This is a genomic window from Streptomyces purpurogeneiscleroticus, from assembly GCF_020024005.1.
In the GTDB taxonomy this organism is placed as follows: Bacteria; Actinomycetota; Actinomycetes; order Streptomycetales; family Streptomycetaceae; genus Streptomyces; species Streptomyces purpurogeneiscleroticus.
Window position 1 is genome coordinate 1 of the sequence record NZ_NHSG01000124.1, and the last position, 19122, is coordinate 19122.

The 19122-nt window shown below is 68.7% G+C and carries 18 protein-coding genes; 10 read left to right on the forward strand and 8 right to left on the reverse strand.

Features of this window, described 5'->3' with window-relative positions:
• Window positions 1–267 precede the first annotated feature (267 nt).
• Window positions 268–1377: a mandelate racemase/muconate lactonizing enzyme family protein gene (locus CCS38_RS06520; protein WP_223732253.1), complete on the reverse strand. Its 1110-nt coding sequence runs from the start codon at window positions 1375–1377 to the stop codon at window positions 268–270.
• Complete coding sequence (locus tag CCS38_RS35645) at window positions 1271–1798, reverse strand: alcohol dehydrogenase catalytic domain-containing protein (RefSeq protein ID WP_223732254.1); 528 nt, start codon at window positions 1796–1798, stop codon at window positions 1271–1273. The genes CCS38_RS06520 and CCS38_RS35645 overlap by 107 nt, the downstream gene beginning before the upstream one ends.
• Before the next feature lie 345 nt (window positions 1799–2143).
• On the opposite strand from CCS38_RS35645, the gene CCS38_RS06530 reads away from it, so the two are divergent.
• Complete coding sequence (locus CCS38_RS06530; protein WP_223732237.1) at window positions 2144–2398, forward strand: hypothetical protein; 255 nt, start codon at window positions 2144–2146, stop codon at window positions 2396–2398.
• A 54-nt stretch (window positions 2399–2452) separates the two neighbouring features.
• On the opposite strand, the gene CCS38_RS06535 is transcribed toward CCS38_RS06530, so the two are convergent.
• Window positions 2453–3322, reverse strand: coding sequence for an alpha/beta fold hydrolase (locus tag CCS38_RS06535; protein WP_223732238.1), 870 nt, complete (start codon window positions 3320–3322; stop codon window positions 2453–2455).
• A 204-nt stretch (window positions 3323–3526) separates the two neighbouring features.
• Here CCS38_RS06535 and CCS38_RS06540 point away from each other — a divergent pair, with 204 nt between their 5' ends.
• Window positions 3527–4039 carry a CGNR zinc finger domain-containing protein gene (locus CCS38_RS06540; protein ID WP_223732239.1) on the forward strand — a complete coding sequence of 171 codons (513 nt, stop codon included), beginning with the start codon at window positions 3527–3529 and terminating at the stop codon, window positions 4037–4039.
• Window positions 4040–4097: 58 nt separating this feature from the next.
• On the opposite strand, the gene CCS38_RS06545 is transcribed toward CCS38_RS06540, so the two are convergent.
• The gene (locus tag CCS38_RS06545; RefSeq protein ID WP_223732240.1) at window positions 4098–5069 is read right to left on the reverse strand and encodes an MASE1 domain-containing protein; all 972 of its coding nucleotides are present in this window, start codon (window positions 5067–5069) and stop codon (window positions 4098–4100) included.
• Between the two features lie 82 nt (window positions 5070–5151).
• Window positions 5152–5967: a PP2C family protein-serine/threonine phosphatase gene (locus tag CCS38_RS06550; protein ID WP_223732241.1), complete on the reverse strand. Its 816-nt coding sequence runs from the start codon at window positions 5965–5967 to the stop codon at window positions 5152–5154.
• Between the two features lie 492 nt (window positions 5968–6459).
• Here CCS38_RS06550 and CCS38_RS06555 point away from each other — a divergent pair, with 492 nt between their 5' ends.
• The 6 genes from CCS38_RS06555 to CCS38_RS06580 all read left to right on the forward strand — a co-directional run bounded on the left by CCS38_RS06555 (window position 6460) and on the right by CCS38_RS06580 (window position 12777).
• Window positions 6460–6960, forward strand: coding sequence for a hypothetical protein (locus tag CCS38_RS06555; protein ID WP_223732242.1), 501 nt, complete (start codon window positions 6460–6462; stop codon window positions 6958–6960).
• Between the two features lie 9 nt (window positions 6961–6969).
• Window positions 6970–8274 carry a hypothetical protein gene (locus tag CCS38_RS06560; protein ID WP_223732243.1) on the forward strand — a complete coding sequence of 435 codons (1305 nt, stop codon included), beginning with the start codon at window positions 6970–6972 and terminating at the stop codon, window positions 8272–8274.
• A gap of 85 nt (window positions 8275–8359) precedes the next feature.
• Window positions 8360–8914: a hypothetical protein gene (locus tag CCS38_RS06565; RefSeq protein WP_223732244.1), complete on the forward strand. Its 555-nt coding sequence runs from the start codon at window positions 8360–8362 to the stop codon at window positions 8912–8914.
• Window positions 8911–11802, forward strand: coding sequence for a M48 family metalloprotease (locus CCS38_RS06570; protein WP_223732245.1), 2892 nt, complete (start codon window positions 8911–8913; stop codon window positions 11800–11802). Before CCS38_RS06565 ends, CCS38_RS06570 begins: the two co-directional genes overlap by 4 nt.
• A 443-nt stretch (window positions 11803–12245) precedes the next feature.
• On the forward strand, window positions 12246–12494 hold the full coding sequence (locus CCS38_RS06575; protein ID WP_223732246.1) for a hypothetical protein: 249 nt from the start codon (window positions 12246–12248) through the stop codon (window positions 12492–12494).
• Window positions 12495–12501: 7 nt separating this feature from the next.
• The gene (locus CCS38_RS06580) at window positions 12502–12777 is read left to right on the forward strand and encodes a hypothetical protein (RefSeq protein ID WP_223732247.1); all 276 of its coding nucleotides are present in this window, start codon (window positions 12502–12504) and stop codon (window positions 12775–12777) included.
• Between the two features lie 98 nt (window positions 12778–12875).
• Here CCS38_RS06580 and CCS38_RS06585 read toward each other — a convergent pair whose 3' ends face one another.
• A complete protein-coding gene (locus CCS38_RS06585) occupies window positions 12876–13721 on the reverse strand; it encodes a nitrilase-related carbon-nitrogen hydrolase (protein WP_223732248.1) in 846 nt (281 codons plus the stop codon).
• A gap of 384 nt (window positions 13722–14105) precedes the next feature.
• Between CCS38_RS06585 and CCS38_RS06590 the strand changes: the two genes are divergently transcribed.
• Complete coding sequence (locus tag CCS38_RS06590) at window positions 14106–15587, forward strand: NCS1 family nucleobase:cation symporter-1 (RefSeq protein ID WP_223732249.1); 1482 nt, start codon at window positions 14106–14108, stop codon at window positions 15585–15587.
• 119 nt (window positions 15588–15706) lie between these two features.
• Here CCS38_RS06590 and CCS38_RS06595 read toward each other — a convergent pair whose 3' ends face one another.
• A complete protein-coding gene (locus CCS38_RS06595; RefSeq protein WP_223732250.1) occupies window positions 15707–16366 on the reverse strand; it encodes a GntR family transcriptional regulator in 660 nt (219 codons plus the stop codon).
• A 64-nt stretch (window positions 16367–16430) separates the two neighbouring features.
• Window positions 16431–17909, reverse strand: coding sequence for a chlorohydrolase family protein (locus CCS38_RS06600; protein WP_223732251.1), 1479 nt, complete (start codon window positions 17907–17909; stop codon window positions 16431–16433).
• A gap of 184 nt (window positions 17910–18093) precedes the next feature.
• Here CCS38_RS06600 and CCS38_RS06605 point away from each other — a divergent pair, with 184 nt between their 5' ends.
• Window positions 18094–19101: an ABC transporter permease gene (locus CCS38_RS06605; RefSeq protein WP_263301772.1), complete on the forward strand. Its 1008-nt coding sequence runs from the start codon at window positions 18094–18096 to the stop codon at window positions 19099–19101.
• The last annotated feature ends 21 nt before the right edge of the window (window positions 19102–19122 follow it).

Consider the following 19122-nt stretch of genomic DNA (forward strand, 5'->3'; position numbering starts at 1 on the left):
AGCTGGGCCCGGTGCAGGCCCGTGTCCTGCGCGTGGTGGCGCAGCGCTTCGCGTCCCCGGGCCTGCACCGGGCCCAGCTCGGAGCGGTACGACGGGGCTGAACGGGCCGATGGCCGACACAACGCCATGGCTGGCTGCCCTTGACTACAGACCGGACGGCCTCGCAGGCGGGCCGGACAGCTCACCTCGGTGGGTTGCCCGGTTCAACACCCGCTTCCCCGGTGGCTGTCGCATGCCGTGCCCGGCTCGTCCGCCGTCCTCAGCGCATCACAGCGACCACAGCGCGATCGGCTCGCCGAGGACCTTCTCGTCGACTTCGAGGCCCAGGCCCGGCGCGGCGGGCGGCCGCACCAGCCCGTCCTCGCCGACCGCGTCGAACTCGGCGGTCTTCAGCGTCACCATGTCGGCGCAGTTGAGGACCGAGCGCAGCATCCGGGGCGGGACGGTGGCGCCGAGATGGACGATGCCGGCGAAGGCGATCGCGGAGCCGACCGTGTCCTGCACCGAGACGGTCAGACCGTTGGCACGGGCGATGTCGCGGTGGCGGCGGCCGCGGGTCAGGCCGCCCGCCTTGGAGATCTTCAGCCCGATACCATCGGCGACGTCGCCCGCGGCCGCAAACGCGATGTCGGCGTCCTCCACGCCCAGTTCGTCGATGATGATCGGATACGGGCAGCGCTTCCGCAGCGACATGGTCTCCCGCCAGGTCGCGCAGGGCGCCTCCAGCGTGAAGTCGAGGCCGGCGGGAAGCAGGCGCAGCATCCGCAGTACGGACTCGGGCAGCAGTCCGTTGTTGGCGTCGACGAGGAAGAACTCGCCGGGGCGGAAGTCGGCGAGACTGGCGGCGATGCGCTCGGCGTCCAGCGTCGGGCCGCCCTCCTCCTCCGAGGCGCCGATCTTGACGGAGTGGGAGCGGTAACCGCGGGCGCGGTGGTCGGCCACCCGCGCGCGCATCTCCTCCGGGTCACCGGCGTGGATGGACGACATCTGTGCCATGCCGACGCCGGTTGAGCCGCCGAGGAGCTCGGCCACAGGCAGGCCGACCGACTTTCCGAAGGCGTCCCAACAGGCCACGTCAATCGCGGTCTTGGCGTGGTTGTGGCCGGTGAGGGCCTCGTCCATGGCGTCGTTGATGCGGTCGCTCTGGCGCGGGTCGCGGCCCAGCAGATGCGGGGCGAGCTCCTCGATGCCGGCCCGTACGCCGCGCGCGTGCGAGGCGATCCAGGTGGACCCGAAGGGGGTGGACTCGCCCCAGCCCTGGGTGCCGTCGTCACAGGTGATACGGACGATGGAGGCGTGGAAGGAGGTGTAGGTACGGCCACCGGAGAGCAGGTAGGTGCCGCCGGAGTAGGGCAGGTCGGCCTGGAAGAGCTCTATCTGGGTGAGCTTCATGGCTGCGGTCTCCTTGCGTAAAGACGGCGGTGAGGGTCGCCCCGCGCCGCTTCGCGAGCTGCACTGCGGCGAGACCCACGCCGCCCGAGGCACCCGTGATCAGCACGTGCTCGGCGCCGACGTCGGCCCGGTGCAGCATGTTCTCGGCGGTGGAGTACGCGCAGGGGACGGCCGCCAGCTCGGCGTCGCTCCAGTCGCTCGCGACCGCGTAGGTGTCGGCGGCCGGGGCGGTGGCGTACTGGGCGAAGCCGCCGTCGCACTCACTGCCGTACGTCCAGCAGGCGTAGGGCGCGAAGTCGACCGGGCCGCGGAGCATGGTGCGAACCAGGACGCGCTCTCCGATGCGCTCGTGGGGCACCCCGTCCCCGACCGCGACGACCCGGCCGCAGACGTCGGCGCCCTGGATGCGCGGGAACGTGAGGGCGGTGCCGGACCAGGTGGCCCGGTCGTCGTCGGTGACCGAGTCGAAGCCCTGGGCGCCGCCGGACGGGGACGTCGGTGTGGTAGTCCAGCTTGTCGATCCCGCCGTGGCCGGTCAGGAGTACGGCGGACATGGTCTTGGGCAGCAAGGAGGGTTCCTTCGCTCGGAGTTGAGGTTGCACCCAACGGGTCGGCGCGTGACGCGGCCGGGGTGGCGGGGGTGGCAAGAGGCAACGACTCAGTGGGGCCGTCGGCATCGCGGACGGCCTTGGGTGTTCTCACGGCACGGCAGCACGACAGCACGACGGTGCGACGGCGCACGAGCGGAAGCGTGCGGTGCGAAGCAGCGCGCGATGTGAAGTCGCTGCCGTGTGCGGACTGGGCCCGGGCGACCTGGTCAGTGAAGGCGCGCGCAGCCGCGGCCCGGGACCGGGGGCCGGTGCGGCGGGGCCAACTCGGCGCGGGCGGTCAGCTCTTCCTCGGTGACCTCAAGGGTGGACTCCGCGGTGACCTCAAGGGCGGACTCCGCGTCCCCGTAGCCGACCAGGCTGCCGGCCAGGCCCGTCCATCGGGCCTGGCCGGCTGATCCACGGGCATGTCCGGCCCCCGGCCGCCGCAGCCGTCTCGGTATCCCTGCGTGTCAGTTCAGGACGCGGGCGAGGAAGTCGCGGATGTGCTCGGTGATGGTGTCGAGGTGGCTTTCCAGGGCGAAGTGGCCGGACTCGAGCAGGTGGATCTCGGCGTCGGGCAGGTCCTGGCGGAACGCCGTGGCGCCATCGGGGCCGAAGATCTCGTCACCCGCACCCCAGACCGCCAGCAGCGGGACCTGGGAGTCGCGGAAGTACTGGTGGACGGCCGGGTAGAGGTCCACGTTGGTGGGGTAGTCGCGGAAGAGCTTGAGCTGGATCTCGTCGTTGCCGGGCCGGTCCAGCAGTGCCTGGTCGTGGACCCAGTTGTCCGGGCTGACCAGGCTCGGGTCGCCGACGCCGTTGACGTACTGCCAGCGGGTGACCTCGGGGGTCAGGGCCGCGCGCATGGGCGCCTCGGTGTCCGGTCCGGGGGCCGCGGCGTAGGCGAAGAGGCCGTCCCAGAAGGACTTGACGAGGCCCTCTTCGTAGGCGTTGCCGTTCTGGGTGATGATCGCGGTGATCCGCTCCGGGCCCTGGAGGGCGAGCCGCCAGGCGATGGGGGCGCCGTAGTCCTGCACGTAGGTCGCGAACCTGTCGATGCCCAGCTGCTGAAGCAGCCCGGAGGTGACCTCGGCAAGGGCGTCAAAGGTGTACGGGAAGTCCTGCAGCGCAGGCATCGCGGACTGACCGAAGCCGATGTGGTCGGGAGCGATCACGTGGTAGCGGTCGGCGAGCGCCGGGATCAGATTGCGGAACATGTGCGAGCTGGTCGGGAAGCCGTGGAGAAGGACGACGGCGGGCGCCTTCGGGTCGCCTGCCTCCCGGTAGAAGACCTCGAGACCGTTGACGGTGGTGGTGCGGTGGCGGACCGTGGGAGACATCGACCTAACCCCTCTATCGCGTTTTGGTGGTTACGCGCACAGTCGAGCATGCTCGGTGTAACCAGTCAAGAGGTGTTTAGTGGTTAGGTTGGTTAGGCTTGATTGAAGGGGGAGTCGCCGCCTGCGGGGAATGGCTGTGGCCAGTCGATTGACCCGGTTCGTGTAACCTGCCAGGCGGACCAATCCGGTTAGGAGGTGTCGGCGGTGGTTGATCCAGAGCGGCAGAACACACTGCTGGAGCTCCTCAACACCACGCCGGTGGTCAACGGGGCAGCCCGGGACGAGCTGGCGGACCCCGAAGCGGCCAAGGCCTGGCAGCGGGCGCACGGGGGGAGTGGCAGCGCAGAGGAGCTCCGGCACCTGGTGCAGGCGCGCGATGTCCTTCAGGAAGTGCTGCGCGGCACTCGGCCGGCCACGTCACTGGCCCCGACCCTCGAGGGCGTGGTGTACCGACCGCGTCTCTCCCCCGAGGGAGTGGTCTGGGAATTGGACGCCCCCGCGGAGCGCCGACTGGCAGTGGAGGCGGTCATGGCGTGGAGTGCGTTGCAGGAGGCGAAGCCTGGCCGGCTGCGTCCGTGCGCCAATCCGGAGTGCTGTCTGTTTCTCCTCGACCGCAGCAAGACCAACAGGGCCCGATGGTGTTCCATGGCCGTTTGCGGCAACAGGATGAAGGCCAGGCGGCACTACCAGCGCACGCGCGACAACGCAGCTGAGTAACGCCTCCGGGTCCTCCGGGTCCTCCGGGCGCCCTGCCGGCCGTCCTGGTGGCATACGGTCATTCCGGGTCCTGCGCGTCGGGCGGCGGCCGGAGATCGGGTGCCCGGGACGGCGCGAGGCTGGATACCACCTCGGTGAGCACGGTGCATGCCTGCTCGATTTTCTGGTACGTGTTCTCCCGCTCGGCGACGACGGCCGCCAGCAGCAGGGTGGTCAGTGAGGCTGCACCGTTGAGCGCCTGCAGGATGACCATGGTCTCGACGATGCTCTCGTCCGTGAACGGCCCGCGGCGCTGGGCCGCCGCCACCACGGTGAGCACGGACAGCAGCAGCACGCACGGCGCGGCGCCGACCAGGCGGGTGCGCAGCGCGGCCCAGATCAGCAGCGGGAAGACCAGGAACAGCAGGTGGAGGGAGATGTTGGTGACGGCGGTCGTGACGACGGCCGTGGCGGCCAGCAGTACCGCGGGCTCGGCCCACTCCCGCAGGCCCCCCTCCATGAGCGGCCGGGCGGCGTGCAGGCTGAGCAGTACCGGTGTGACCACCAGTACCCCCATCGCATCCCCGGTCCACCACGCGGTCCAGGCGCGCCAGAACTCGTCCGCGGAAACCTCGCCGGTGAGCAGCAGCGTTCCGCTCCCGACCCCGGAGCTGACCAGCGTCCCGGCGAGGCCGCCGAAGACCAGCAGCAGACCGTCGCCCAGCCGGTCGAGCCCGGTCCGGATGCCTGCGCGCCGCAGTAACCAATAGGAGCAGAGCGGGCCCGCCGTGTTGCCGAAGGCGATCGCGAGGGCGGCGGGGGTCAGCGGCCCGAGGGTCGCCATGATCAGCAGAGCGCCCAGGGCGATCCCGGGCCAGACGCGGACGCCGGCGAGCAGCAGACAGGCCAGGGCCACGCCGGTGGGCGGCCACAACGGCGTGACGCGTGCGCCCGCGATGACCACCTGTTCCAGCAGGCCGAGTTTCCCCGTCGCGGCGTACGCAACGGCGACGACGAGGATCGTGAGCCCCGTCGCTGCCGGGCGTCGCAAGCCCTCGGATCGCACCACGTCGCCATCAGACAACGGCCCGTGCCCCGGGCGGGCCGTGACACGCGGGGCCGGGCCCGGTCGATCACTCGTCGTAGCGCAGGACCAGTACCGCCGCGTCGTCGGTGTGCCCGGTCAGGTCGGCCACAGTGATGACCTTGGCCGCCAGCTCGTCCGGGGGGCCGTCAGCGCCGGCCCTGACGATCCGCAGCACGTGTTCCAGCCCGGCCTCTATCGGGAAGGCCGGTCCCTCCAGTACTCCGTCGGTGACCAGGACGCATACTCCCGGTGCGGACAGTGGGTGACGGGTGACCGGGAAGCTCTCGCCGGGCGTGATGCCCAGGGGGACGCCTCCCTCGTCCGCAGTGATGCCGCTTTCCCCGTCGGCTGTCGCCCATACGGTGGGGACGTGGCCGGCCCGGGCGCCGGACAGTTCCCGGGTGGCCGGGTCGAAGCGGAGGAAGGTGCAGGTCGCGAAGAGGCTGCTGTCCAACGTCGCGAGCAGGTCGTTGGTGCGGCTGAGCACCTCGCCGGGGTCGGTGGTGAACGCGGCCACCGCGCGCAGGCCGATGCGTACCTGCCCCATGAAGGCTGCCGCCTCCACGTCGTGGCCCTGGACGTCGCCTATCGAGAACCCGAGCGACCCGTCCGGCAGCCGGAAGCCGTCGTACCAGTCGCCGCCGATGTCCAGGCCGTCCCGGGCGGGTGCGTACCGGGCGGCCGCCCGCAGCCCGGGCAGTTCGGGGAGGGAGTCCGGCAGCATCTCGCGCTGCAGGGCCTCGGCCAGCTCGATCCGGGCCCGCTGCAGCTCCGCCCGTTCCAGCGCCTGGGTCGTGAGCCGACCGAGTTCCGCCAGCAGGCTGTCGGCGTTCGCGGGCCGATGGGAACGATGCCGGGACATTGACCCTCCGAGGTACCTCGGACCATGAGCCGCCACGCGAGACCATGCAAACCACGCGCAAACCACGCGAACGGCGGAACATCGCCTTCCTCCCGGGCCCAGGACTCCGTGTCCCCTCGCCGGTCAGGGGCCCCGCCCGGGGTGGAGACGGCCCTGAGCAGCCCTCGCCATCGATCGTAGTGCAGGTTCCCCGCCGGGCGCCTGCCGATGCGGTCTTGCTGTGCTCGGAGCTGTACTTGGGGCTGCACTCGGGGCTGTGCTCGGTACAGCCCGGACCGCGGGTCGGCGAGGCGGCTCGGCCTCGGACATCCGCGCGACAGTTTCGATGAACTGCCCCTGGCCAAAGGTCAGTTGAGCGTCCCCCGTGGCGGCTTTGGTGCGGAACAATCTATGTACACCGATGTTCGCAGACCCTACTCTGAGTGGCTCAGCTGGCCTGGAATGACGGGGGAAACGAGAGTGGCAGGTGACTCAGAGCAAGGGCATCGGTGGATGCGAGGCGCCAGGGGGCGGGTCGCGATCACCGCGGTGAGCGGAGTGCTCACGCTCGCGGCGTGTGGCGGGGACAGTGGCGAAGGCAAGGCCAAAGCGCCGGGTGAGCGCCACACCGTCGTACTGGAGGCCACGTCCGACTACGGACGGCCGATGGAGATCAACTACTTCGGGTATGCGAATGGATCGAAGGGCATAAAAACGCTCGGCGACAAGGACAAGGGGAAACTGTCGGCGGAGTCGCCCTGGAAGGTCACGCTCACCGTGGAGGGCAAGAAGCCCTGGGTGCATCTGATGGCCAACGGATCCGGCTGCATCGGTCGGGCAATCGGGGGAGATTCCTGCGAAACGGGAGCGATTCCGGACCGTAAGGACATCAAGGGGACCGGCACCACCACCTGCCGCATCACCATCGACGGCAAGGTCGTGGCCGAGCGGTCGTACACCTACCCCACGATCATTCCGGTCACCTGTATCGCCGGGCGCGGCGGGAAAAAATAACGAGGGCACATGACTGACAACTCCACTCGCCCCGAACCGCCGGAGAACCCGCCGCCTTCTGCTGCACACGAAGAGCCCGATGCACACGAAGAGTCCGATGCACGGGAAGAGCCTGATGCGCGCGAGGAACCGGATGCGCGCGAAGAGCCCGGCGGGCCTGGTCGCGAGGGCTCGGACCGGCGTCGCCGGTCCCGGGGGATCATGCTCATCGCGCTTCTGGCTCTCATCGTCGCCGTTGCATCCACCTTGTGGATCATCAGCACGGGCCCTGACGGACCCAATTCGTCCCTGCGCGCCGAGCTGGCCCGGTCCGCCGAAATGCTGCGCAAGGCGCCGGCGCTGCACTACACCGGCACCATCAAGGTCAAGAACCGGAAAGCCGCGAAACTGGACCTGGTCGTCAGCAACCCCGGTGACGCACTGGGAAGCCTGAAGCCGTCCCGTAACCGCACGCTCGACTACTTGGGTATCGACGGCAAATCGTTCGTACGGGGAGACGCCGACGCCTGGCAGTCGCTGGGGATGGCCGACAAGGCCCCGGTGCTCGCGGAAAAACCCCAGATGACAGCGCCGGGCCTGTTGTTCTCCCAGGACCTCGCGGCCACCCTCGCGCCCCCAGCACTGGCGAAGACCCTGTTGCTGGAAAAGGTCCCTGACGAGAAGATCACCGCCGGCGAACCTGTCACCATCGGCGATCACACCTGCACACCCATCCACGCCGACGGCATGACCATTTGCCTCGGTAAAGAACTGGCCGGCGGTGCTCGGTTCGTCGACCGCATCACTTTCCCCGGCTCATCGGCCGTGCTCGATATCGAGGCGATGCCACGAGCTGAGGTGAACCGGTTCTACAGCACCTTTCCCAAGAAATTCGACATCGCGCGCAAGGCGGTGAATTCCCAGATCAGCGTGACCACGCAGATTCTCCGCGACTACAAGGGAGCCTGCGGCCCCACCGCGTGCACCTTCACCGCCCGGGTGACCGTCACATTCCTCGGCGAGACCTCGTCCCCCGCTGCCGGCCGCGCGGTGCAAGTGAACTATGCGTGGGTCATCGAACGGGATGGAGACTCCGTGCCTCTCGGGCGGAAGTGCTCCGGTGCCGCCCTGATCAAGCCAGGCAGGTCGAGCGACCTGTCATGCACCGCCAAGGGTTCCCCGGTCTCGGACGGCGCCACGCACGGTCAATACCACGGGCAGATCCGTACCTCCGATATCGCGCTCACCACCGCGGAATACGAGCGCCTGGTGCGGCTGGCGGCCGACAACCGTCAGAAAGTCTCCGCCCTCCCCGATCTGCCGTCCCCACGATGAACATGGCGGAGACGACTGCGCCATTCGCTGAAGCGACACGGGAAGAAGTACGGACGCAACGCGATTGTTCCTGGAGGTTCCCCTCATGAAGCACGGCAGCTCCGACGGCGAGGGAACGGCTTCGCCCGATGAGCGCGCAGGTGTTTCGCCCGGTGAGCACGCAGATGTCACGGGCGGGGTCCTGGTGCGTGATGTCGTCCGCGAGGTGGTGGCCGACATCGCGCCCGAGGAACTGCCCCTGGTGGACGGCCTCGCCCTCCTCGATGACACCGTGGCGGTACGGCGGTTGAGCCGTCGGCGCGGGCCTCGTGAGCCGTTGGGTTTTGGTCTGGGCGAGGTCTTCACGCTGGTGACACCAGTGGTATGGCTGGTGCTGGACCAGATGGCCAACCGGGCAGTGGGTACCGCGGTGGACGGCATGGTCGAGGGGGCGAAAACGCTGTGGCGCAAGGCGCTCCGCAGGCAGTCCGCGCCCGTTGCCGTTCCTCCGCTGAGCCGTGAGCAGCTCGCGGAGGTCCGGCAGCGGGTGCTGGAGACTGCCGCGCAACGGGGCCTGCCGGAGGAACGGGCCACCGCGATCGCGGACGCGGTGGTGGCGAGGCTGGTCCTGGCGGACGAGGGCGACGAACCCGCCTCATGACAACGGCCGTTGACAGCGAGGCCGGACCCGCGGGTGCCCGGAAGCGGGGCGGCTTGCGCGCGGGGACGACTCAGCGATTCGTCCTGCTGATCGTGCTGTTCCTCGCGAGTTCGACCCACATGATGTCGAACCTGTTGCGCCCGCTCACCGACCCGGGGGGCATGGCCGACGGCTGTGCATTGGCCGCGGGCTACGACCCACAGGCCAACAGCCTGTGGAACCAGATGCTCACCGGCACGCCTGCCTTCGAACGCTGCCTCGACGACAACGCCGGCGGCAGCCTCACCCTGGCGCTGCCGTACCTCGCCACCGCGGCCCTGGTGGTCCTGGCCGTGTTGTTGTACGCGCTGCTTCCGTACTGGAAGGAGCGGTCCGGCCGAGTGGTGCCGGTGGCGAGCATGGATGCCGATGGGGCGTTGCGCGCCGAGTTGACCCGCTTGGTGGGCGTGGCCGGACTGCGTCGCGTGCCTCGTTTCGTCGTGGATCCGACGGCGTCACAGTCGAACGCGATCGTGTTCGGGAGGCTGCGTCGGTACAGCGTACGGCTGGACGGTGGTCTGGTCGTGCTGTTCGGCAGGGACCGGCGGGCATTCGAGGCGACCCTGCTGCACGAGTTCGCTCACCTCCGCAACGGCGACGTCGACATCACGTATCTCACCGTCGCGATCTGGCGCATCTTCGTCATCGGCGCGCTCATTCCCTATGCAGTGGTGGCCAGTTGGTACCTCGCTACCACGTTGTCGGAACCCTCGCCGGGATACTGGTCCGCATCAGCGCCCTTGCTGGTCCGCACCCTCGTCATGTCGGCGTTCCTGGTCGCCCTCACCTACCTGGCCATGGCCGATGTGCTGCGTACCCGCGAGATCTGCGCCGACATCGAAGCGGTCGGCAACCAAGCCGACCGAAGCTACTGGACCCGCCACATCACGGCCGCGCCGAGCAGCCCGAGCCGATTGCGAGCGGCGGCCGGAGCGGTCCGCTCGGCGCTGCGCACGCACCCCGACTGGTCGGCACGGGCAGCCGCGACGGAGAACCCCGCAGCCGTATTCGCCCTCAGCGCGATGCCGATGTTCCTCACCGGTGTCGCAGTGACCATCTTCGGTTACCACCTGAACTTCACGCCGGGTGCCAACGAGCAATTGGTCGACCATGGCAGCTGGCCGGCGGCGACGTTGGCCGCAGCAGTCGCCGGAGTCGCGGTCTGGCGCAGTGTGACACGCAGCGTCAGCGAGGGTGCCGCGCCCCCAGCTGTCCTGCGGGTGGGGTTGTGGCTGGGTGCCGGCTGTCTCGGCGGCGATCTGCTGGTGAGCCAGTCCCTGGGCGGCCGGTGGCTGCCCCCATGGCCCCAGGGGCTGCTGCTCGGGTTGGTCGTGCTCGTGCCCGCTGCCGTGCTGTGGTGGACGGGGGCGTGTGCCGCGCTGTGGGCCGATATGCGGCCCGGCCGTCGACGTGTGGCGGCGGCGCTCACTCTGGCCGTCAGCGGCGCGGCATTGGCCTGGTGGTTTGCGTGGTGGCAGGCCGCCGGCCGGACCTTCGCCGGCGGCCTGCCGTTGTCGACCGAGGAAATCCTCACCGGGCTCTACGGCGACATGCCGCCCTCCACCACCATGGACGTCATCGCGACGCTGGCGCTGCCCGTCCTGTCGTTGGGCAGCTTCGGGTGGAGTGTCTGGCTGACCAGCGCACTGTGGATCGTTCCGCTGGCCGGCCTGGCGCGCCGTCGCCGCACGTCCGGTGGCCGTCGCGGGTCCGCCGCGACCGTGATCGGCCTGCTCGGTGGGACCGTGGCGGGAGTGGGTCTGGTCCTCGTCACCAGCCGGGCGCACGAGGCGATCTGGGACGACAAGCAACCAGTACTGCAGGCGGTGACCCTCTCCACGGGTTGGTTCTTTGCGATCCTGTTCTGCACTGCCGCGGGTGCGTCGTTCGCCGTGTTCTTCACCGGGCGGGGCAATGCGGCGACGGCGATGGCCGCTGCGGGAACCGCCATGGCCACCGCCCTTGTCGTCCTGTTCGCCCTCACGCAGACCGATGGTTGCGTGCCGCCGCTGGCGACGGTCAACGCCACGTGCGAGCCGGCCAGTGACGAAATCTGGGTGGTCCTGAGTCTCTTTCTGCCTCAACTGCTCGCCATGGCCGGGATGGCCACCCTGGTCACCGCGCTGTTGGGCGCACTCATCACCGCACCGCTACGCGGGCGCCGACGTGTGCCCATCTGCCAACGCACTCCCGATACCGAGACCGTGGTGGTGCGTCGGACCGGTTGGCGCACCGCTCGCGTGGCCGGGACGGCGGTGGCCTGCTCGGTACTCGTCGGTGCCTGTGCGACGGGCTATTTCGGCTATTTCCAGCAGACGGAGTCAGGCAATTCCTCGGCCTCGGACGGGATCGACCGGACTTTGACCGGCCTGTTCAAGGGCCCGGTATCTTCCGAGGTGCGCGACGCGCAGATATGGGCCTGGTCCCATTTCGGTGGCGGTGACCTGCTTGCGGATTACGCCAAGGACATTCGCGACCTGGACCGCGGCGCCGGCATCGATGGCGGCCATATCGACGTCTCCGCAATGCGTCTGGCCTGCGCCGACTTGCGCCAACTGCCCGACCGGGCCGCCGCTTACTTTCCGATACCCGACCCCGGCCAGCAGGCATTATGGTCGGCTGCCCTTGCCAACACCCGTACAGCGGCGCAGAAATGCCTGACCGGTCTGGACCGTTTGGATCAGCGGACCCTTGCGACGGCTTTCCGGGAACTCCATCCCACACCGGACCCGGTGACCTGCATCGCCGACCGGATGGAACTCATGGTGGCCAGGGCCGAACGAGCACGGGGAATCCGCCCGGAGCCGCTCACCGCGGATCGCCGGACGGAATTGTGTCCTCGCGGATGACGTGACTGGCGGCCCCGCGGCGTCGGCCGGGTCGCCTCCTTTGGGGTGCACAGTGCCGGAAGTTGCGCTCCGCGTCCCGATGCTCTTCGGGCAGGGGCGCCCGTAGCCGGGCGCGACAATCGGCCAACCCTCCTCTTCGCTCGCGAGCTCGCGGTCCGCTCGGGCCGTGCCGGTTCGTCCGTGGTGGCCGCCGCCGCGTACCGCGGGTCATCGCCATTTCGCGCCCACTGCAACCGCGACGACCGGGCCTCCGTAAATCTTTGGACATTTTCCGGACAACTGGCGGACACGCCCTGCGGCTTCTCGTAGCAGACCTATTCAGGATCTTTAGGGCGTCCGAATCCACCCGGTCCGGCTCTTTGCGATCTTGACGGGAATCGGTGAGGGCCGGTACTCATTCAGGCGAGAAGTGAAAAAGCCGAGAATCACGGGAGGCATCAACCATGGCCGGTCCTTTTCGTCTCGCCCCGCAGGAAGTGCAGGGACACATCCCCACCTGGGCTTTCGGCAGGCAGACCAAGGTGATCGTCGACTGCAAGGCCGATGGGAACTTCGAGATGACGGCCGGCGGGTCCGCGACCGAGGTCAACGCGCTCAGGGTGGGACGAAATGAGTTCGAGCGCTCCTTTGGCGGCGTTGAATTAGCCGTCAAAAATCTGACCCTCGAGGACATCACCGTCACGACGGAATAGGCACACCATGCCTTGGACGTTCGATAAGAGCCGGATGGATGTCGTCGGCCAGCTCACCAATTCCGAGCAGGTGACGTTCGACGTGTTCCAGAACGCGATTCAGAGCGAGGGACTCCACCCTGCTCAGGCAGCCGCGAGGGCCGGCGACACCAACTACAAGAGGTTGCTGGGCGATCAGTTCCAGATCCGCCTGAGCCAGAGCTCGCGCGCCACGTTCCTGGTCCTGGACGAGGGAGGAGGCAACGGCAGGGTCGAGATGCTCCAGCTCGCCGGCCATACGTAACGGCTCTGGGGAGCCCGGACGAGGTCGCGCCCCTGCCCGGAGTCCGGGCAGGGGCCCACTCGTATCGGGAGGTGGGTCGGTATCACCGCGCAGTCGGATCAGCTGTCGCCGCCCTCGTTGATGAGGCGTTGGACCTCGCGGGCGATGAGGCCGAGGCGGGCTTCGGCGACCAGGGGGACGGCGCGGCGTTGGCGGCGGGCCTCGGAGAGGTCGATGTCGACCGTGACCAGGGACGGCTCCCACTTCGGGGCCTGGGCCACGACCGCGCCCCGCGGGTCCACGACGCGTGAGCCGCCCCAGAACGAGGCACCGTTCTCGTTGCCGACGCGGTTGACGAAGACCACCCAGCACTGCAGCATCCGCGCCGTATAGGAGAGCAGTGTGTCCCAGTACAACGTGGTGTCCATGGCCTCCGGGTCCAGGCTCGCGGCGCTGTTGGTCGGTACGAAGAGGACCTCGGCGCCGTCCTGGACGGCGAGCCAGGGCAGCGCGGGCTGCCAGGCGTCGTTGCAGACCAGCGTCGCGCCTCGGCCTCCGGTGGGCGACTTGGTGAGGTCGTACGCGCGCAGTGACTGGCCGGGGCTGACGTGCTTGCGCTCCTCCCAGGCCAGGTAGTTGGGGAGATACAGCTTGCGGTGCGTGTGCGTGAGCGCGCCGTCGGCGAAGTGCGCGGCGGTGTTGTACGCGCGCAGGCTGGTGTGCTCGTGGAAGCCGACGAGGACGTCCGGGCCGAGCATGCTCAGCTCCAGCAGCCGCGGATCACGCACCTCGATGGAGGTGTCCCGCTGCAGCGCGCCCAAGTGGTAGCCGTTCAGGCTGAGTTCGGGGAAGACGACGAGGTCCGCTCCCTGTTCGGCGGCCAGTTCGGCCTGCTCGCGAGCCACAGCGAGGTTCGCATCCACGTCACCGAGCACGCAGTCCGTCTGGGCCAGCGCCACCCTCATGCAGTCCGCTCCTCGCTTCGACTGTAGATACGTCCAGTCTGGCGTGTGGTGAGTGGGCCTGCGAGGCGAATGGGGCAGGTGATTCGGTTGGGTGATTACGGAGCGTAGTGGGGGCGGGGGCTGGGGTGAGCGACTGGTGACTTTCGCGTCAGGCCCGTCCGGCGACGCCCACCGCCACGATCAGCACACTCGCACCCAGAAAGCAACCCCTTGTTGGCAGTTTCGTATTGGTATACAAAACGGGGGCCGGTGACATGGCGGAACCCTTGACTCCGTCGAGCGGTGGAATCTACGTTCTGCGGAACGAAAAACTACTTTCACTTTGCGGAACTTGCGGAACCCGCGGAACTCTCTGCCTCCCATCCCCTGATCCCAGGAGCCCCCATGACTGCCCTGGAGGACCGGTCGTCCGTGGACACCGGCACTGCCGTCAGCGCCGGTCTCTACACGTACGACCTCGCCCCGACGAAGCGCGAAGGGCGTCGCTGGGGCGCCTACAACGTCTTCACGCTCTGGGCCAATGACGTGCACAGCCTCGGCAACTATGCCTTCGCCATCGGTCTCTTTGCGCTCGGGCTGAGCGTGTGGGGCATCCTCGCGGCGTTCGCCATCGCCTCTGTTCTGCTCTTTCTCCTGCTGACCCTGTCCGGGTTCATGGGGCACAAGACGGGCGTCCCCTTCCCGGTCATGAGCCGCATCGCGTTCGGCATCAACGGGGCGAAGATCCCGGCCGCGGTGCGTGGTGCCGTCGCCATCGCCTGGTTCGGCATCCAGACCTACCTCGCGGCCATGGTCCTGAGCGCCCTGCTCACGGCGATGTTCCCCGGGCTGAAGAGCCTGGATCACAACTCCGTGCTCGGTCAGTCGACGCTCGGCTGGATCACCTTCATGGTGCTGTGGGCCCTGCAGGTGGTGATCGCGAGTTACGGGATGCAGATGATCCGCCGGTACATGGCGTTCGCCGCGCCCACGACGCTGATCACGATGTGTGCTCTCGCGGCGTGGATGTTCGTCCGCGCGGACGCCTCGATCTCCCTGTCGATCGATTCGCCGCTGACCGGCGGCGCGATGTGGCTGCAGGTGCTGCAGGCCGCCGCCCTGTGGGTGGTGATCTACGGGACGTTCGTACTGAACTTCTGCGACTTCACCAGGTCCGCCAGGAGCCGCACCTCCATCGTCCGCGGAAACGTGGTCGGTATCCCGGTGAACATGCTCTTCTTCGCCGTCATCGTGGCGGTCCTCAGCGGGGCCCAGTTCAAGCTCGACGGACAGGTCATCACCAGCCCCACCGACATCGTCCGGACCATCCCGAACATGGCCCTGCTGGCGGCGGCGTCCCTCGCGCTCATCGCCCTGACGGTGGCGGTGAACCTGCTGGCCAACTTTGTCGCGCCCATCTACGCGCTGGTGGACCTCTTCCCGCAGCGGCTGAACTTCCGGCGCGCCGCCGTCGTGAGCGCCGTACTGGGCCTGGTCATCACGCCCTGGAACCTCTACAACAACCCGGTCGTGGTCAACTACTTCCTCGGCGGACTCGGTGCCCTGCTCGGACCGCTGTTCGGCGTGATCATGGCGGACTACTGGCTGCTGCGTAAGGCCCGGGTGAACGTGCCCGACCTGTACACCGAGGGCGCGCAGGGCGAGTACCACTACCGCCGCGGCTACAACCCGCGTGCTGTTGCCGCCTTCATCCCCAGCGCCGCGATCGCCGTGGTCGTCGCCCTGGTGCCGGCGTTCCACTCCGTCGCGGGGTTCTCCTGGTTCATCGGCGCCATCCTCGCCGCCGTGCTGTACGCGGTCATCGCGGACCGCGCCACGCCGATCCGCGATGTCGACGGCGAAAGCCTCGCGGTCGACGCCGAGTAGACCCTTCGGGTCGAGCCGGAGCCCTGTGACAAAATGGTATACCGTTTGTTTCATGGCTTTGACGACGGTGACGAATGTGCGCCCCTGGTGTCGTCCACGGGTGACCCGCGGCGCGGTGTTTACCGTGCCGCGGGGGCGCCCCTGCCGTGATGTACGTCCTGGAGGTACCGCCCGGTTTCCAGGTGCCGCAGGACGAGTTGCTCGACTCCGGCGACATCGCGCTGCGCGACCGCGTCGTACAGGCGCTGATGCTCCTCGGCGACCCGCAGCAGGTCGTCGTGCTGGCCCAGCAGCCAGCGCATGCGGCTGCGCAGCGTGAGCTGCAACTCGTTGAGCAGCTGATTGCCGGCCAGCTCGATGACACACTCGTGGAAGTCGGCGGCGGCGCGGCGCGCGGCGACGGCGTCCCCGGCCCCCGCCGCGTCGAACTCGGCGTTCAGCGTGGCGCGCAGCCGTGCCAGCCCCGCGCGGGTGTACCGTTGCGCCGCCAGTTTGAACGTGAGGACCTCCAACGCCGAGCGCACCTCGTTGAGATCGGCGATGTCGCAGGGAGTGAACTCCCGTACTACGGCCCAGGTGCGGGGGCGTGGCGTGACCAGCCCCTCGGCGACGAGCGTCTTCAACGCGTCCCGCACCGGCACCCTGCTGACTCCGAGCTCGTTCGCGAGGTCCCGCTCGACGAGCTTGCTCCCCGGGAGGCGGACCCCGTCGAGGATGTCGTCACGGACCAGCCGTGCGACCCGCACCGACTCCGGCTCGCCGCCAACTGCTCCTGCCATACGGAGATCTCCCCTCACGGCCATGACAACACCTTTGGTATACCAATGGTGTTGTCGTGTCATTCTACGGGCGTTGCGCGGCCCGAAAGGGCGGGAAGGTCGACGGGAACAGTGTGTCGGCGTCCCGGCGCAGGGTGTCGCGCTCGCTGTATGCCGCCCGCATCCGCTCGAACAGGCGCTGCGCCCGCTGCTGGAGAGCGGTGAGGTCGATGCCGGGGAGGGTGCGGTCGACGAGAACGGGACGGCCTGCGACAACGGAGTTCGTGGCCTGCCGGGCGGTGCCGTTGAGGAGGAATGTACGTACGGGGTCGTCCTGTACGCCGTCGCGGATGTCGCCGATGTCGAAGGCGACGAGGTCGGCCTGGGCGCCGGCCTGAAGGCGGCCCAGGTCGGTACGGCCCAGGGCACGGGCGCCGCCGAGCGTGGCGGCCTCGATGTAGTGCTCGGCGGGGGCCGCGTCCAGCCGGCCGTCGAGGAGCTTGGCGAGGTGGACGCCGATGTCCATGCCGCGGACGAGGTCGGGCGGGAAGGAGTCGGTGCCGAGGCAGAGGTTGATGCCGGCCTGCCGGTACGCGTCGAAGGAGTGCAGCACCGAGCCGTACCGCAGGGAGGTCAGCGGGCAGTGCACGACGGACACCCCGGCGCGGGCCAGCGTGGCGAGATCGCCCCGGTCCTCGCCGTACACGTCGGGGTGCCGGTCCACGACCACCCCGTGCGGCACCAGCAGCCGGGTGCCGAACAGGCCCGTGGCTTCGAGTAGTTGCATGGGTGTCATGCCGTGCCGACGTTGCGTCAGGTCCCGTTCCAGGGCGCCCTGGAGGGCGTGCAGTCGCACGAGGACGTCGCGCCGGCGGGCGGTGTCCGCGGTCTCGCGCAGCAGCTCCTCGGTGAGGGTCTCGATGCGGCAGGGCAGCAGCACGCCGGTCAGCAGTGGGTCGGCGAGCTTGTCGAGATGGTCGAGGAACCGGATGGCGTCCCGCAGCCCGGTACGGCCCTGCTCTTCGTCGAATGCCACGTCCCGGCTGCCGTCGGGCAGTGCGACGTTGACACCGGAGCGGTACGCGGGCCCGAGGTAACCGCGCAGCCCGAGCCGGCGCGAGGTCTCGGCCATCGTCACGAACTCGTCGTAGGGCTCGGCCCATTCGCTGTGCACCTCGGAGGCGATCGGCATGTAGGTGGTGATGCCGTGCAGTGCGAGCTGTACGAGGGCGTACTCGCGGACCGTGTTGCGTTCGTCGGGGGTGAAGACATCGTGGCGGCGGTGGGTGAAGTAGTCCAGCGACCACTGCAGTCCGCGGCCGCGTTCGGGGTCGGACCACGAGTCCAGCACCAGATGGTCGATGTCGGTGAGCGCGTCCAGGTCGATCAGGCCCGGCATGACGAGGGACGCACCGAGGTCGCGGTCCTCGTCGACCGGGCCTTCGTAACGCGGGCCGACGTACACGATGACGTCGTCCTCCCACACCACCTCGCCGTCCCGCAGCAGCGCATGGCCGCCGTCCTGGTGGGCGAGTACATGGCGGGCACGCCAACGAGTACGCATACGGCCTCCTGAGAACCGTGGCAGGGCCGTCATCGTAGGGATTGGTATACAGAAGAGGAAGACGTAGATCGTAAGTACCAGGCGAAGTTGAAGAATTTCGCCATGCCCTGGTGACAACTCGGGTTTTTGGTATACCGTCCCGGCCATCCCAGCCCCCGAGCGCCGAAGGACCGACGTGACGGATCTGCATGAGTCACCCACCGCGGTCGCGAAGGCCGGGCCCCCGCCCACCGTGGAGGCTGCGACCGCGCGATCGCTCCTCGCCACGGCGTGGCTTCGTATCCGACGCAGCCGGATCGCCATCACCGCACTGATCGTGGTGACCCTGATCGTGCTGTTCGCCCTCCTGGCCCCGGTACTGGTGGCCATCGAGGGCCAGGACCCGTACACGTCCCGGACCGGGCCCGACTACCTGGACGAGTTCGACACTCCGGGCCTTCCGCTGTCGTACTACCGCTTCCCCTCGGGCGAGCACTGGCTGGGCCTCGAACCCGGTCTCGGTCGCGACATCTTCGCCCGCCTGGCATACGGCGCGCGGATCTCGCTGACCATCGCGCTGCTGTCCACGGTGGTGTCGGTGGTGCTGGGCACTGTGCTCGGCGCCGCCGCCGGATACTTCGGCGGCAAGGTCGACATGGTGATCAGCCGGGTGATGGATCTGTTCCTGGCCTTCCCACACCTGCTCCTGGTGCTGTCGCTGACCCCGATCATGCAGTCCCGGCTCGGCGGTACAGCGCTCGACTCGGGCAGTCTGCTGCCGATCGCCTCGCTGGTCATCATCCTCGGCTTCTTCGGCTGGGCGTACCTGGCCAGAGTCGTGCGCGGCCAGGTGCTCTCCATCCGGGAGCAGGAGTTCGTCGAGGCCGCACGGGCCTACGGGGCCTCCCGCCGGAGCATCATCCTCCGGCAGATCATCCCCAACGTGATGGGTGTGGTGCTGGTCTACGCGACCATGATGATCCCCACCAACATCACCGCGGAGGCGGCCCTTTCGTTCCTCGGCGTCGGCGTCAAGGACCCCACACCCTCCTGGGGTCAGATGCTCAACGCGGCCCAGGCCGGCAACTGGTACCTGTCCGACCCGTGGTTCCTGGCCGTCCCGGCCGGCGCACTCGTGATCACCGTGCTCGCCTTCAACCTGCTCGGCGACGCGGTCCGGGACGCACTGGACCCCAAGTCCTCCCGCAGCTGAGCCGCCCTGCCCCACCCCGTT

Bases quoted from the DNA above. Each gene is read 5' to 3' on its own strand.
- CCS38_RS06535 (WP_223732238.1), bottom strand. From the start codon at position 3,322: ATGTCTCCCACGGTCCGCCACCGCACCACCACCGTCAACGGTCTCGAG.
- CCS38_RS06550 (WP_223732241.1), bottom strand. From the start codon at position 5,967: ATGTCCCGGCATCGTTCCCATCGGCCCGCGAACGCCGACAGCCTGCTG.
- CCS38_RS06555 (WP_223732242.1), top strand. From the start codon at position 6,460: ATGCGAGGCGCCAGGGGGCGGGTCGCGATCACCGCGGTGAGCGGAGTG.
- CCS38_RS06560 (WP_223732243.1), top strand. From the start codon at position 6,970: ATGACTGACAACTCCACTCGCCCCGAACCGCCGGAGAACCCGCCGCCT.
- CCS38_RS06565 (WP_223732244.1), top strand. From the start codon at position 8,360: ATGAAGCACGGCAGCTCCGACGGCGAGGGAACGGCTTCGCCCGATGAG.
- CCS38_RS06570 (WP_223732245.1), top strand. From the start codon at position 8,911: ATGACAACGGCCGTTGACAGCGAGGCCGGACCCGCGGGTGCCCGGAAG.
- CCS38_RS06575 (WP_223732246.1), top strand. From the start codon at position 12,246: ATGGCCGGTCCTTTTCGTCTCGCCCCGCAGGAAGTGCAGGGACACATC.
- CCS38_RS06580 (WP_223732247.1), top strand. From the start codon at position 12,502: ATGCCTTGGACGTTCGATAAGAGCCGGATGGATGTCGTCGGCCAGCTC.
- CCS38_RS06585 (WP_223732248.1), bottom strand. From the start codon at position 13,721: ATGAGGGTGGCGCTGGCCCAGACGGACTGCGTGCTCGGTGACGTGGAT.
- CCS38_RS06590 (WP_223732249.1), top strand. From the start codon at position 14,106: ATGACTGCCCTGGAGGACCGGTCGTCCGTGGACACCGGCACTGCCGTC.
- CCS38_RS06595 (WP_223732250.1), bottom strand. From the start codon at position 16,366: ATGGCAGGAGCAGTTGGCGGCGAGCCGGAGTCGGTGCGGGTCGCACGG.
- CCS38_RS06600 (WP_223732251.1), bottom strand. From the start codon at position 17,909: ATGCGTACTCGTTGGCGTGCCCGCCATGTACTCGCCCACCAGGACGGC.